The sequence below is a fragment of the Dyella ginsengisoli genome (assembly GCF_044904665.1).
Taxonomy (GTDB): Bacteria; Pseudomonadota; Gammaproteobacteria; order Xanthomonadales; family Rhodanobacteraceae; genus Dyella_A; species Dyella_A ginsengisoli.
Genome location: NZ_JADIKM010000002.1, coordinates 55,862 through 69,570, shown reverse-complemented (window position 1 = coordinate 69,570; position 13,709 = coordinate 55,862). Strand labels below are relative to the sequence as shown.

Annotated in this window: 11 protein-coding genes; 3 read left to right on the top strand and 8 right to left on the bottom strand. The window is 68.6% G+C overall.

Annotation, left to right across the window (positions count from 1 at the left end; genetic code table 11):
* The first annotated feature begins 48 nt into the window (after positions 1-48).
* Positions 49-831, top strand: a complete 783-nt coding sequence (locus tag ISP17_RS07265; protein ID WP_404631589.1) for a DUF4349 domain-containing protein — start codon at positions 49-51, stop codon at positions 829-831.
* A gap of 347 nt (positions 832-1,178) precedes the next feature.
* Here the strand turns inward: ISP17_RS07265 and ISP17_RS07260 are convergent, their stop codons facing one another.
* Positions 1,179-3,338, bottom strand: a complete 2,160-nt coding sequence (locus ISP17_RS07260) for an AsmA family protein (protein ID WP_404631587.1) — start codon at positions 3,336-3,338, stop codon at positions 1,179-1,181.
* Between the two features lie 220 nt (positions 3,339-3,558).
* Here ISP17_RS07260 and ISP17_RS07255 point away from each other — a divergent pair, with 220 nt between their 5' ends.
* Positions 3,559-5,469: an ABC transporter ATP-binding protein gene (locus ISP17_RS07255; protein WP_404631585.1), complete on the top strand. Its 1,911-nt coding sequence runs from the start codon at positions 3,559-3,561 to the stop codon at positions 5,467-5,469.
* A 202-nt stretch (positions 5,470-5,671) separates the two neighbouring features.
* A complete protein-coding gene (locus tag ISP17_RS07250; protein WP_404631583.1) occupies positions 5,672-7,246 on the top strand; it encodes a methyl-accepting chemotaxis protein in 1,575 nt (524 codons plus the stop codon).
* 24 nt (positions 7,247-7,270) lie between these two features.
* On the opposite strand, the gene ISP17_RS07245 is transcribed toward ISP17_RS07250, so the two are convergent.
* The 7 genes from ISP17_RS07245 to ISP17_RS07215 form a co-directional block, all read right to left on the bottom strand.
* A complete protein-coding gene (locus tag ISP17_RS07245) occupies positions 7,271-8,215 on the bottom strand; it encodes a peptidylprolyl isomerase (RefSeq protein WP_404631581.1) in 945 nt (314 codons plus the stop codon).
* Between the two features lie 110 nt (positions 8,216-8,325).
* On the bottom strand, positions 8,326-8,781 hold the full coding sequence (locus tag ISP17_RS07240; protein WP_404631579.1) for a WapI family immunity protein: 456 nt from the start codon (positions 8,779-8,781) through the stop codon (positions 8,326-8,328).
* A gap of 289 nt (positions 8,782-9,070) precedes the next feature.
* Positions 9,071-9,400 (bottom strand): hypothetical protein, encoded by a 330-nt coding sequence (locus tag ISP17_RS07235; RefSeq protein WP_404631577.1) that lies wholly within the window; start codon positions 9,398-9,400, stop codon positions 9,071-9,073.
* Positions 9,401-9,463: 63 nt separating this feature from the next.
* A complete protein-coding gene (locus tag ISP17_RS07230) occupies positions 9,464-9,889 on the bottom strand; it encodes a hypothetical protein (RefSeq protein ID WP_404631575.1) in 426 nt (141 codons plus the stop codon).
* Positions 9,886-10,401, bottom strand: a complete 516-nt coding sequence (locus ISP17_RS07225; RefSeq protein ID WP_404631573.1) for a GNAT family N-acetyltransferase — start codon at positions 10,399-10,401, stop codon at positions 9,886-9,888. The genes ISP17_RS07230 and ISP17_RS07225 overlap by 4 nt, the downstream gene beginning before the upstream one ends.
* 140 nt (positions 10,402-10,541) lie before the next feature.
* Positions 10,542-12,581 carry a glucosidase family protein gene (locus ISP17_RS07220; RefSeq protein WP_404631571.1) on the bottom strand — a complete coding sequence of 680 codons (2,040 nt, stop codon included), beginning with the start codon at positions 12,579-12,581 and terminating at the stop codon, positions 10,542-10,544.
* Positions 12,582-12,713: 132 nt separating this feature from the next.
* The gene (locus ISP17_RS07215; RefSeq protein ID WP_404631569.1) at positions 12,714-13,421 is read right to left on the bottom strand and encodes a dienelactone hydrolase family protein; all 708 of its coding nucleotides are present in this window, start codon (positions 13,419-13,421) and stop codon (positions 12,714-12,716) included.
* Between the last annotated feature and the right edge of the window lie 288 nt (positions 13,422-13,709).

Below are 13,709 nucleotides of genomic sequence, written 5' to 3'. Positions count from 1 at the left end.
TGCTCTTGTGGCACATTGCCCTGGCCAATGTCGGCAGGGGAGGAGCCCATGGAGATGAAGCGAAGCGGGTTGGTCTGGGGCATGTGCGCTCTTCTGTTGCTGGCGGGCTGTTCCCGAAAGCAGGAAGTCGCGCCGGCTCCTCTCGCTGGCGAGACCGGAAAGGCCGGCGCCATGCTGGCCTATTCGCACATGCTGCGGATCGATCTCCCCGGTCCATCGATCGCCGGTCGCATGACCGAAGTTCGCGCCGCCTGCGAAAACGCGCGATTCGGTGCGTGCAACGTGTTGCGCATCGATCAGAGTGAGCACGGCGGATCGCTCACCGTGCGGATTGCGCCCGGCGGAGTGGAGCCGCTTTCCCGGCTTGCCGCACAGGGCGGACGCATCGGCTTCCGCCAGACCACGGCAGAAGATCTGTCCAGCGCCGTGCAGGACAACCGCCAGCAGCTCGCGTTACTGGAGAGCCACGCGCATACGCTGGAGGAATTGGCCGCCGGCAAGGATCTCTCGATCTCCGATCGCATTGCCCTCAGCCACGAGCAGGCCAGTGTGCAGCAGCAATTGCAGGCTCTGCACGCGACGGAAGCCACGCAACAGCGTCAACTCGATACCAATCGTCTCGAGCTGGATTTCCGCGATCGCGACATCGAGACCGGGCATGGCCGAATTGCCGAAGCGGCCGGCGATATGCTCGATCAGGCTGCGGAAGGCGTGGCGGACGTGCTGCGGATGCTTGGTTACGGGTTGCCATTCCTGATTCTCGCGTTTCCCCTCGCCCTGCTGTGGCGCTGGCTCTGGCGGCGGATGAGCCGGCGCGGAAACCGGGGATAGTCCGTCCGGGGGCGATGGTGGGTTAGGGATGCCCTGATCAACTAGGCGCAGGCGTGACCGGCTCTGTTTGTTCGCAGGCCACAGGGGTGATGGCGAAGGCAGACTGGCCGTCTGTTGAGCCGGCACACCGCACGCGGGGAGTGACCATGGACGGTCACGGCCTTGAGGAGCGAGGAAGGCCTGTGGACAAACAGAGCCGGCCCAATCGGCTGAATCTCACCATCAAAGGGGGCCGTCATGCTGCGCCACGAGGCTTGGACAGACGGCCAGTCTGCCCGGCGCCTCGCGACACACCCTGCCGGCCTTTTGAACATCATGCCGCCTACGTCTAGTTGATCAGGGCATCCCTAGGGCTGCGTACTCTTCTTCGGCTCGCTCACCCGCAGCTTGCCCGAGCTGCGCAGCTGGCCGAGCACGGTCTGGCAGGTGTTTTCCGGCTGGTCGTGGGTGGGCGAGATCAGCGCCAGCAGGGCGGCGGCGGGCGCGGCCACGGTGCCCAGCGCGATCGCCCCGCCGGCGCGCAGTGCCAGCGGGCCGGCCTGCACGCCCACGTCCGGGTGCTTGAGCGTGCCGCGCACGTACAGCGGCGAGCGCAGCGAGAAGATGCGCAGGCCCTTGGTCTGCGGCTTCACGTCCAGGTCCAGCGTCTCGCTGGCCATGTTGACCGTGCCGTCGACGCTGATCACCGCATCGTCGGTGTCGAACACGAACAGCCGCGTGCGGAACAAGCCGTCGGTGGCGGCCAGGTCGGTGGCCGCGCAGTTGATCTGCACCGTGCGGTCGCCGAACAGCTTGCCGAGGATGATGTTGCCCACGTTGAGGCCGGCGGTTTCCAGCAGGTTGCGGCTGATCGCCCCATCGTTCATCAAGAGCTTCACCTCGCCGTCGGCGCTGCCCAGCAGGGCGGCCACCGAATTGCCGCTGGCGTCGAGGTCGGCGCGGCCGTTGAGCTCGCCCAGGCTGGTGCGCATGGTCTCGAAGGTGGGAAACAGCGCCTTTAGCTTGAGGTGCTGCGCGGCCAGCGCGACGTGGCCCTGCATCGGCGTGCGGCGGCCGTCCAGCGCCAGCGTGCCGCGCACGTCGCCGCTCGCCACGCCGAAGCGCAGCGGATCGAGCGTCAGCCGGCCGTCGTCCAACTGCAGGTGGGTGCTCAGCGAGTCGATCGGCAAGGCCTCGCCATGCGCGATGCGCGCGGCGTCGAACTGCACGTCGGCATCCATGGCCTGCCAGCGCTCGGTGCGGAACCGCTTTGCCGGCAGCACCTTGTCGGCCCGCTGCGATCCGCCGTCGGCGCGCTGCTTGTCCTGCGCGTTGCTGTCCGCGCCGATCAGCGGCGCGAGGTCGCTGAATTGCAGCAGGGTGGCGTGCAGGCTGCCGGTGAGTTTCGGACGCGCGCCACCGGTGGTCACCGTGATGTTGCCGGCCAGGTCGCTGTCGCCCACGCGGGCGCGGAACGCGTCGTAACGGAACGTGCTGCCGCTGCCGCGGTGCAGCTCGGCGCGCAGGTGGCCGGCGGTGGCGTAGGGGCGCGTGTCGGGCAGGGTGAGGCCGAGCAGCGGATAGAGCTTGGCCATGCTGGAGCCGGCAAACCACAGGCGCAGGTCGAGCGCGCCCAGGTGCAACGGGTCGGTGAGCGTGCCGACCAGGACGATGTGCGTATCGCCCACCTGCAGGCGGGCCTGCAACGGGAACGGGCGATCGGTCTGGCGCAGCGCCAGCACGGCGCCGACGCGGCCGTGGCCGTTGGCCGGCGCGCCCTGGTAGGTGCCGGAGGCGCGCCACTCGAACTGGTAGCGGGTGGCGTTGGCGCGCGCGGCGGTGTCGTCGGCGTCCTTGTCCCGGTCGTCGCCGGCCAGCGCCTTGCCGCTGCCCGCGCCGGCGCTGCTGCGTGCCTGCGCGCGGGCGTCGTCGCTGGTCTGCGCCACGATCTGCGCGTAGGGGATGGCCTGCTGCAGCGGCTCGACGTCGATCGCCAGTCGGGCCTGCGTGACGGCGTCATCGAACGCCACCTTGCCGCGATCGAAGCCGACCTCGCCCAGTTCCAGTTTCCACGCTGAAGACGCGTGATCGCGCGGCGGCGCGAAGCTCCAGTTGTTGCGCGCCTTCGCATCGCGCTCCAGGTCGATGACGGGTTGCACCAGCCGCAGCGAGGGCACCACGAGGCGATGCGCCAGCAGCGGCAGCGGCGACAACCGGAAGCGCAGCGCCTTGAGCTGCGCGAACTGTGGCTGCTTCGCCCAATCCGGATTGCCGATGGTGATGTCGCGCGCGGTGAACTGTGGCCACGGCAGCAGCGCCTGCAGGCCACCGGCTTCCGGTTCGCGCTGCCACGCGACGCTCAGGTCACCGTGGATCACGAACGGCCGCCCGATCGCCTGGCTCACCTTGTCGTCGATGAAGGGCTTGAGCCGGTTCCAGTCGAACAGGGCCACCACCAATGCCAGCGTTATCACCAGGCCGAGCACGATGCCCGTCGTCCACACCAGCACCTTGCGGCTGCGTGTCATGGTATGTGCTCCCACACGATTCCGCCGCGCGAATGCGGCCGATCCGCACCTCTTACTTGATGCGGTGACAAAGTTTCGTGGTGATGGACCACGGCATGCCCGCTTTCAGCAACACCTGAGCCTGGGAGCGGGGCGCGCCTGCACTCGCGGGGGCGCGACGGGCACCGCGCCCGCACGCGGAGCGTGGCATGCTGCGCCGATCCCTTTCGAAGGAATCCCCATGGCCGGTCCACAAAGCATGGGTGGTCGCACCCACGGCGGCGGGCGTCGCGGCGGCGGACCGCACGAGCCGCCCCCGCCGCAGAGCCTGCGCGAGCGCTTCGCCGCGCTGCGCAACGTGCCGCCGTTCCTGGCCAGCATCTGGCAGACCAGCCGCTCGCTTACGCTGGCCAGCGTGGCGCTGCGTCTGCTGCGCGCGCTGCTGCCGGTGGCCACGCTGTATGTGGGCAAGCTGATCGTCGACGAGGTGGTGCGACTGGTGCGCGTGGGCGTGCCGCATGGCGATCTCTCCGCGTGGCTGCACGGCGGCGAGCTGGCGCATCTGGCGCTGCTGCTGGGGCTGGAGTTTGCGCTGGCGGTGCTGGCTGACCTGCTGGGTCGGGTGGTGGCGATGGTCGACTCGCTGCTGGGCGAGCTGTACGCCAACACCACCTCGATCCGCCTGATGGAACACGCCGCCTCGCTGGATCTCGAGGATTTCGAGGACGCCGACCTGCAGGACCAGCTCGACCGCGCGCGCCGCCAGGTGGCCGGGCGCGGCAGCCTGCTTTCGCAGCTGCTGCAGCAGGCGCAGGACATCGTCACCTTGCTCAGCTTCGCCGTGGGGCTGGCGGTGTACGCGCCGTGGTTGATCGCGCTGCTGGCGGTGGCGCTGGTGCCGGCGTTTCTGGGCGAGTTCCACTTCAACGCGCAGAGCTACGCGGTGAACTACCAGTGGACGCCGGAGCGGCGCGAGCTGGACTACCTGCGCATGGTCGGCGCCAGCGCGTCCAACGCGAAGGAGGTGAAGAGCTTCGGCCTCAACCCGTTCCTGATCGATCGCTACCGCGTGCTGTCGCAGGCCATGTATCGCGCCAACCGCGTCATCGCGCTGCGCCGCGCGGGCTGGGGCGGACTGTTCACCACCATCGGCACCATCGGCTACTACGCCGCCTACGCTATCATCGCGTGGCGCACGGTGCGCGGCGACTTCAGCATCGGCGACCTCACCTTCCTGTCCACCTCGTTCCGCCGCCTGCGCACGTTGATGGAGACGCTGCTGGTGGGCTTCTCGCAGGTGGCCGGCCAGGCGTTGTACCTGGACGACCTGTTCTCGTTCTTCCGCATCCAGCCGGAGATCCTCTCGCCGCCGAACCCGCGCCCGTTCCCGCGGCCGATGCGCGAGGGCTTCGTGTTCGAGGACGTGGGCTTTCGCTATCCCGACGCCGAGCGCTGGGCGGTGCGGCATCTCAACTTCACCCTGCGTGCGGGCGAGGTGCTGGCGCTGGTGGGCGAGAACGGCGCCGGCAAGACCACGCTGGTGAAGCTGCTCTCGCGCCTGTACGACCCGGACGAGGGCCGCATCCTGCTCGACGGCCACCCGCTCACCGAGTACGACCTGGAAGATCTGCGCCTCAACATCGGGGTGATCTTCCAGGACTTCGTGCGCTACTACTTCAACGCTGCGGACAACATCGCGGTGGGCCGCATCGAGGCGCGCGAGGATCGCGCCCGCATCGCCGACGCCGCCCGCCGCAGCATGGCCGACGAGGTGATCGCCCGGTTGCCCAAGGGCTACGCGCAGATGCTCGGCAAGCTGTTCAAGGGCGGCGTTGATCTGTCCGGTGGCGAATGGCAGAAGATCGCCATCGCCCGCGCCTACATGCGCGACGCGCCGCTGCTGGTGCTGGACGAGCCCACCGCCGCGCTCGACGCGCGCTCCGAGTACGAGGTGTTCCAGCGCTTCAAGGAGCTGTCCGCCGGCAAGACCGCGGTGATCATCTCGCACCGCTTCTCCACCGTGCGCATGGCCGACCGCATCATCGTGCTGCAGCACGGTGCGATCGAGGAGGTCGGCACCCACGAGCAGCTGGTCGCGGCCGGCGGGCATTACGCCGAGCTGTTCGAGCTGCAGGCCGCCGGCTATCGTTGAGCGGGGCACTGCACAAGGCGTTGCGCGTCATCACACTATTCGCCGGGATGACGGCTTGCGCAGACTTTGCCGAGCGGGGCACATTCAAGTTTCCGGGGTCGCCACCGACAAACCGCCATCAGGCAACGCGCTCGCGCGTGAGCCGGTGGCCGACGCGACGGTCCGACAGGGATGCCAAACCAGCGTGGTGGAGATCGACGTGATGCTTTCCATTTTCGTGCCGCTCAAGACCCGCATCCAGGCGCTGGCCCGGCAGTTCGCCGAACAGCTGCCGGAACGTTTCGCGCTGGACAGTCGCGAGACGGTGCGCATCGGCGAACGCGATGCGCCGGTGTTGCGCCACGGTGCCACCCTGCTCAACCTCAACTTTGCCGTGCCGGATCGTTTCACCGAGCACACCGGCGCCACGGCCACGCTGTTCGCCCGCAGCGGCGACGACTTCGTGCGCATCACCACCTCGGTGAAGAAGAAGGACGGCGGCCGCGCCATCGGTACCTTGCTCGACCGCTCGCATCCGGCCTGGTCGCTGCTGCTGGCGAAGCAATCGTTCACCGGCTACGCGACCATCTTCGGCACCCAGTTCATGACCCGCTACGACCCGATCCTCGACGGTCGCAGCGAGGTGATCGGCGCGCGCTACGTAGGGCTGGACGTGAGCGCCATGCGCAGCGTCGGCATGCCGCTGCGCATCGGCCTGGCGACCGCCGTGCTCAACGCCGCGGTGGCGCTGGCGCTTTATGTGCTGCTGCCAAAGGAAATGCGTGCCGCACTGCTGACGATGCTGGGGATCGCCGGCGCCGTCTCCGTGCTCGGCGTGTCCGCGGCGGTGTACCTGCTGGTTCGCCGCAACATCAGTGGGCCGATGAGCGAGTGCCGCACCGCCGCCGGCAAGATCGCCGCGGGCGACCTCAGCGCGCAGGTGCCGGTGGACCGGCGCGACGACATCGGCCAGCTGCTGCAGGCGATCAACGGCATCAGCGTCGGCCTCGCCGACGTGGTGACGAACGTGCGCCAGTCCAGCGACAGCATCCACACCGCCACCGGCCAGATCGCCGCGGGCACCGCCGACCTCTCGCACCGCACGCAGGATCAAGCCGCCTCGCTGGAAGAAACCGCCGCTGCGATGGAGGAACTCACCTCCACCGTGCGCCAGAACGCCGACAACGCGCGCGAGGCCGATGCGCTGGTGTCCGCCGCCGCCAAGCTGGCGAAGGAAGGCGGCGAACTGGTGGCCCAGGTGGTCACCACCATGGGCGACATCAAGGCCAGCTCGCAGCGCATCGAAGACATCGCCGGCATGATCGACGGCATCGCCTTCCAGACCAACATCCTCGCGCTCAATGCCGCGGTGGAGGCGGCGCGCGCGGGCGAGCACGGCAAGGGTTTCGCGGTGGTCGCCACCGAAGTGCGCGGCCTGGCCCAGCGCGCGGCCACGGCCGCCCGCGAGATCAAGCAGCTGATCGGCGATGCGGTCGCCACCGTCGATACCGGCGCTGAACTGGTGGATCGCACCGGCGACACCACCCGCCGCATCGCCGACGCCATCCAGCGCTCCGCCGGCCTGATGAACGAGATCGCCGCGGCCAGCGAAGAGCAGAGCAAGGGCATCGAGGAGATCGGCTCCGCCGTCGGCCAGATGGACGAAGCCACCCAGAGCAACGCCGCCCTCGTCGAAGAATCCGAAGCCGCCGCGCGCAGCCTGCAGGAGCAGGCCGAGCGCATGCGCCAGGCGGTGTCGGTATTCCGCACCGCCGATCAAGTGCAGCGCGCGCCCTGAGGTTTCGGGGCGCGGCAGCGGGGCTTACTTCGTCGCGTCGATATCGCGCGTGGGCACGCTGATGCTGCACAGGTCGATCTTGCCGGCCGGCCGCGTGTAGAACGCATCGCGGCGGTTGCGCTTGGCCTCGATCAGCGCGGCGAAGCTCGGGCTGCCGGTGCGCAGCACCTCCACCTGCGGGCGCTGTGCCGTCGGCAGGTCCGCGGCCAGCGCCACCGACACGATCGCCGTGCGCTGCTCAGGCTTCTCGTAGAAGCCCAGCGGTCCGGTGCCGCGGGGCAGGGCGGACAGGTACTCCATGCCCTCGATCACCCGCCCGGCCACCGCCAGATTGCGGTCTAGCCCGCGCGGCGCCTGGCCGATGATCGCGTACAGCGAGTTGCCGTTGCCGGTGGTCGGGCCCACGTCACGCGCCACGCCCACGGTGCCGTAGCAGTGGGTGATCCACTCCTCCTTGCTGGCCGGATCGCGCGCCACCGGAAAGCCCTCGGAGAACCCCACCTGCGGCGCGTACACGTCGCCGTCCGGCAGGCGGGTGAACTCCAGCTTCGGATCGAGCGGACGGGTGAACTCCGGCGGCAGCGTCTTCTTCGCCGTGCCCAGCGGCTTCATCTTCGAGCGGTCCGCGTTGTCGTCGTCGTTGGGGTCGCCCCACTGCGTGACGAAGTTGTCCTGCACGCGGATCACCGCCAGTCCGTCGAAGTAATGCTCATGCGCCATCGTGCGGATGTTCGCCGCATGCAGCGGCGAAAAATCCGGCGCCAGCTCGATCAGCACGCGATGCCCCCCGGCCAGCGTCATCACCAGCAGGTTCTGCGGATCGGGCCTGCGCCACTCCGCCGGCTTCGACGCGGCGAGAATCTCCTTCGGCGTCAGCGAGGGCTTCGGCTTGGCCTGGTCGGCCAGCGCGGGCAGCGATGCGAGCAGGCAAGCGGCGAGGGCGAGTGCAGTCGGGCGAAAGCGAGTCATGGCGTCCCCTGAGGTGGCAGCAGTGCAGGGATGCGACGTTAGCAGACGCCCGGGGCGCAGCGTCATTTGGAGCGACGGATGTCTCCCGGCGAGGCCTGGACCGGCAGCGTCTATCTCTTCGGTTCTTTCGGCGGGAACTTGCCGAGAATCGCCTTGCACTCCGCGATAATGCCCGGCAGGAAGGTCTGGTCCAGACATTCTGTATAGGTATGGGATTCCGCCAGCTGATTGGGTGTCAGGAAAATTCTTACCTTGATATGGCCACCCGTCAGCGCCCGCAGCGAAACGTCCAGATTTGGCTCCATGCATTCCAGTCGAGCCTCCCCGTGCAGGCTCCGGTAAAGAACTTCGAGCTGCTCGATCAGCATCTGGATTTCGCCGAGATGGACGATCGGTCCATCCGCGCGGACAGAGGTACCCGGTGACCGACACTCAGCGGTGACATTGAGCCAGTTGCCGTCCCAGTAGTCCTCGGATTCGGGAAACTGGCGGTTGTGGACCCATAGCCGAAGTCCCGCGATCCGGAGATCCGGGTCGCCGAGGGTGTCTCTGCTGCGAGCGTCCATGCGGTGTATTCCTGGCTTCGATAGGGGGCTTGGCGACCTTCATGCGTCGCGACCGGGCGGCAGGGCGAGAGCATGCGCAGCCGGGGGGGCAGGATCACTTATTTCGTGCCCGGAAGGTAAGCAGGTCGATGCAGGTCGCGCTTGGCGTTGTATCGCCACGTTGGACGATCGCGAAAGAACTTCGGCGCCCCGCGGATAGTGCGTCCCGATGCGGCTACGTAGATTGCGGCCCGGACCGGCCACATCGCCGCGCCTTGGCTCTGGAAAGCGCACCTTATCCGGTCCGGGCCTATCCGGCCCGCAAGACCGCCCAGGCGGCACCGACAATCAGCCACGCCGCACCCGTGAGCATGGCCGCGCACATCGCCTGACGCCGTGGCCGCGCAGCCTGCGCGTCGCGGGAGGTGGGGGCCAGCACCGCAGCGGCGGACACCACCACCACGCTGAGCCCCACAAAGCTCCACGCGATCCAGCCCGGAAGCACCACGAAGGTGTCGTGGTAACTGCCGGCCAGGTGGACATGCCAGGCGAGCGTGGCGCCGAACAGCAGCGCGACCGTCAGGAGCGCGGCGCCGATAGTGAGGAGGGTGGTGCCGCTGAATGAATGCCTCGACTTCATGGCTGACGATCCCTATGGCTCGAACAAGGGGAGGTGCGTACAAGTAAGTGAGTTCTGAGCCTTTCAGGCGGGTGTCGATTTCCTGCGCATCCCTTCGGCTGCGCGGCACGCGGCGCGGGCGCTGCGTACGCTTTCCAGCCGCGCGGCCTGAGCATCGCTGAGCGGGGCATGCCCAGCCCTCCTGAGCAGCTTCTCGAACAGGTACCCCGACCGGAGGAAGTACGGGCGGAGCTCGACGAAGCAGATCGCCGTCTCCATCGTCTCCGGGTCGCCCGCGGCCAGTCGTTCGAACGCTCCGGCGAGTCCACCGGGGAACGCCAGCTGGTCGTAGCGGGTATGAAACTCCTGGCAGGCACGTTGCCATAGCTGGCGTTTTGCCTCGCTCTGGTCGCGCTCGCGAACGGTCTCGCGTATGCGGGCATGCAGCCTCGCGATCTCGTCCGCGTTCCTGCGGATCTGCGCTTTCAGGCGGTCGGTGGCATCGGTCATGGCGGCGTCAGCAGCTTGGTCATGGGGACGCAGGCCAGGGTGACGCCTAGGGACGAGCGATAGGTGGATGTGGCCTCGCCGGTGAATCCGAGGCGCCGATAGAACGGAGCCGCATTGAGGGTGGCGTCGAGATGGATGGAGGTCAGGCCGGCCGCCTGCGCAAGACACTCGAGGTGGTTCATCAGTGCTCGCCCGACCCCGTGCCCCATCCAGTCGGGCCGTACGAAGATCGCATCGATCTTGCCGGAGGCGAGGTCGATCATGCCCGTGCCCACGATGCGGCCGTCGATCTCTGCAATGTGAAATGCATCAGCCACGCGGAGGGCAAACGACTCGGACATCTCGCCTGAGGTCCAGATCGCGAGGTCCTGTTCGGCGTAGTACGCCGCGCACTGGGTAAGGGTCGCCTCGCGCCGGATGGCGAAGGCGGTGGGTGCGTCTGCGAGGGTGGCTTTGCGGATGCGTATGGCTTCCACCGAAGACAATTGGCCACGTTTACGTCGGTCATCCATGGAATAACCTGACTCCATTAGTTGGCGATGGCGCAAAGCTGCCATGCCGGCGGATGCATGGGGCGACGGGTGGCGCGGTTTCGCTGCCGCACTTCTGGTGGCGAGTGCTGGGGCATGACGATGGGCGCCGCTTGGCCTTATTACCTGCATGCTGCCGGCTTGAGGTTGGCCGGCTCCGGAATCGCCAGATACACCGTGCTCCACAACTGCGCCGCGTTGGATTCGTCCGCATCCTTGCCGCTCGCGCCGAAGGCGGCGACCTGGTAGCGGCCGTCGGCGTAGCGCCAGGACCACAGTTCCGAATTGCTCATGTCGCGGGTGGCGTCGATGGCTTGCCACAGGCAGGCCTGGGCGCCTTGCAGGTGCTTGCGGGTGGCGGCGGGGAGGTCGGTGCGGGCGAGCTGGCGGGCGAGGCCGGCGGCGGTGAGCGCCTGCTGCCACGACCACACCACGGTGCCGTGGTAGGCGCCGGGGCTGAAGCGGGCCTGCTCGGGAGCGGACGCGAATGCGGGGTTGGCCACCAGCATGCCGACCGGCGTCATCAGGCCGGCGGGGAAGGGGCGGCGCAGCAGCTCGGCTTCGGCATCGAGCTGCGTGGGGCTGGGCTTGCCGAACAGCAGGGCGTAACCGCCGTCGCTGTTCTGCACGCGGATCGGCTGGCCGCTGGCGTCCAGCGACAGTGCCTGGAACTGCACGGGCTGGTCGCCGATGGCCTTGAGTGCTGGTGTTGCCGGCACGTCCATCGCCTTGGCGTAGGTGGTGATGGCCTGCCGGGCGGCGGCGCTGTCCACGGTGACGGTGAACAGTGCGGGTGCCTTGTCGCGCCACACCGCGGCGGCATGGGCGAGGCCGGCGAGCATCGCCTTGTCCTGCGCGTTGGCGTACGGCGCGAGCAGGCCGCTGCGGTACAGCGCGCTGGCCGCGTCGAGCGCGGCGGGAATCAGGATCGCGTTGACGTCGTAGGCGTAGCGGCCGCCGCCCAGGCCGTCGTTGCTGTCACGCCAGTCGCCCACCGGCACGCCGGGCTTGAGCGAGACGAGGTTCGCCGCGGTGGGATCGGCCGCGAAGGCCCGGGTTTGCGCCGCGACGTAGCGCAGGTTGCGCATCAGCGCGTCGCCCGCGTGGGCGTCGCCGAGCTTGCTGGCGAGAAAGGCCTTGGCACGGCCGCGGCCGCGTGCGTCGTCCAGCAGCCAGGCCTGCGTCACCGGGCCGAGCAGGTAATCGCTGTCGACCATCTTGTAGTCGTACACCGGCGCGTCGGAGCGCGAGCCGTCCTGCTTGAGGTGATCGAGGATGGCGAACTCGCCGATGCCTTCCTCGTGCGCCACCTGGCCATCGGGCGACAGGCGCTGCAGCACCGAGCGCAGGCCCGTCTCCACCGCCGCCGGCTGCAGCGCGGGCATCAGCAGGCGCACCGACATCAGCGTGTCGCGGCCGAAGTAGGTGTCGAATCGCCACGAGCCGGCGAGGTACTTCTCGCGGTAGCTGAGGAAGGCCAGCGCCTCGCGCGCGGCGCGGTCGTCCCGCGCGGTGTCGTTGAGCAGCGCGTGGCCGGACACCGGGGTGAGCGGGGTCTCGCCGGAGAGTGCGGTGATCTTCAGCGTGATCGAGCCGTCGTTGGCGGCGACGAAGCGGCCGTCACGCAGTGCACCGTGCACGGCGGTGAGCGAGAGCGCGTAGCCGGGCGCGCCATCGAGGCGATCGCGCGACCAGGCGAGTGTGTTGCCATCGGTGCCGGCGCTGGTGAGCACGTCCTTCGGCGCAGTGCCCTGGCCCTGGTAGTCGCGCAGCACGCGGATGCTGGAGAGCAGCGCCTGCTTCGGCGCCAGCGTCGGCGTGTGCAGCGTGGCGGTAAAGCGCACGCCGTGCAGCGGGCGGCCCTTGGCGTCGGCCTGCGTCAGCGGCGTGGCCGGGCCATCGAGCGTCCACGTGGCCGGTGCTCCCACCGGATCGAACCACAGCCCCACGCCGCTGTTGCCGGCCGGGAAGGCGACGATCACCCGCGGATCGGTGCCCGAGCGCAGCACGATGTGCGCGGCGACGTCGCCCTGGCGCACGAAGCGGTTGAGGTTGAGCCCCTCGCTGCGATCGAACGTTTCCGGCGTGGCGCCGTGCGCGAGTTGCGCCGCGCCCAGCATCGTCCACACGCCCGCCATTACCACCCACTGCCTTGCACGCATTGATCCGGTCCTCGTCGCTGGAAGCGTTCTGCATCCTAGCGCCCACGCGCTCCGGTGTGGCGCGACGCTGCAAACGCAGCGGCCCGGGATGCGGGGCATCCCGGGCCGCGAGGGGCAACGTGTGTCAGTGGATCACGACCAGAGCGTGCGGCCGAAGAACGTGAGCGTGCGATCCCACGCGTGCTCGGCCCACACCGGGTCGTACTGGGTGCGGCTGATGCGGCCCGGCCCGGCGGCCGTCTCGTTGCCGAATGCGTGGTAGGCCAGGTAGCGGTGGAACTCGACGCTCACGCCGGCGTCCTTGAGCTTCGTCTCCAGCTTGTCGACGTTCTCGATCGGGAAGAACTCATCCTGCGTCGCCCAGTGGCCGAGCACCGGCGCGGTGATCTTGCGCGCGTCGATGTATTCCAGCGGCGGCATGCCGTACCAGGTGGCGCCGGCATCCACCGCCACGCCCTGGCCGAGCGCCAGCACCGTCAGCGCACCACCCATGCAGAAGCCGGTGAGGCCGACCTTGCGCGAATGCTGGCGCAGATACGCCACCGCGCCGGCGATGTCCTGCGTGGCGGCATCGGCGAAGTTGAGGCCTTCCATCAGGTGGTGCGCCTCCTCTTCTTCCACCGTGCTCTTGCCGCGATAGAGATCGGGCACCAGCGCGAAGTAGCCGCAGCGCGCCAGCCGATCGGCGACGCCGCGGATCTGGTCGTTCAGTCCCCACCATTCCTGGATCACCACGATGGCCGGCGCGCCCTTCGTCTGCGCCGGCGTGGCCAGATAGCCCTGCACGTCCTTCCCGTCGGGCCGCTTGAAACTCACTGTGGAACCGCTGTGTGTCGTCACGACATGTCTCCTGTGTGGGGTGGAGTGGCAATCGAGACTCGCAGCGGTGAACACGCGCCGCGAGCGGCCTTTCAGCGTAACCCATGGGCGCGGTGCGAGCGCCGCGGTGGGATGTCGCCTTGACCGATGCGCGAGCGCAGACGCCCGGGATCCCGCGCCGCCTGCTTTAGCCCTCTCCCCTGAGCTTGCTCGGGGGAGAGGGTTGGGTGAGGGGGCTTTGGATGTCGCTGGCTCCCGGGCGTTGCGGTTGTCGCCGGAAAACGAAAAGCCCCCCTCACCCCAGCCCTC

What these genes read in the sequence shown, in the direction of transcription:
- ISP17_RS07265 (WP_404631589.1), top strand. Translation starts at nt 49, where the DNA reads ATGGAGATGAAGCGAAGCGGGTTGGTCTGGGGCATGTGCGCTCTTCTG.
- ISP17_RS07260 (WP_404631587.1), bottom strand. Translation starts at nt 3,338, where the DNA reads ATGACACGCAGCCGCAAGGTGCTGGTGTGGACGACGGGCATCGTGCTC.
- ISP17_RS07255 (WP_404631585.1), top strand. Translation starts at nt 3,559, where the DNA reads ATGGCCGGTCCACAAAGCATGGGTGGTCGCACCCACGGCGGCGGGCGT.
- ISP17_RS07250 (WP_404631583.1), top strand. Translation starts at nt 5,672, where the DNA reads ATGCTTTCCATTTTCGTGCCGCTCAAGACCCGCATCCAGGCGCTGGCC.
- ISP17_RS07245 (WP_404631581.1), bottom strand. Translation starts at nt 8,215, where the DNA reads ATGACTCGCTTTCGCCCGACTGCACTCGCCCTCGCCGCTTGCCTGCTC.
- ISP17_RS07240 (WP_404631579.1), bottom strand. Translation starts at nt 8,781, where the DNA reads ATGGACGCTCGCAGCAGAGACACCCTCGGCGACCCGGATCTCCGGATC.
- ISP17_RS07235 (WP_404631577.1), bottom strand. Translation starts at nt 9,400, where the DNA reads ATGAAGTCGAGGCATTCATTCAGCGGCACCACCCTCCTCACTATCGGC.
- ISP17_RS07230 (WP_404631575.1), bottom strand. Translation starts at nt 9,889, where the DNA reads ATGACCGATGCCACCGACCGCCTGAAAGCGCAGATCCGCAGGAACGCG.
- ISP17_RS07225 (WP_404631573.1), bottom strand. Translation starts at nt 10,401, where the DNA reads ATGGATGACCGACGTAAACGTGGCCAATTGTCTTCGGTGGAAGCCATA.
- ISP17_RS07220 (WP_404631571.1), bottom strand. Translation starts at nt 12,581, where the DNA reads ATGCGTGCAAGGCAGTGGGTGGTAATGGCGGGCGTGTGGACGATGCTG.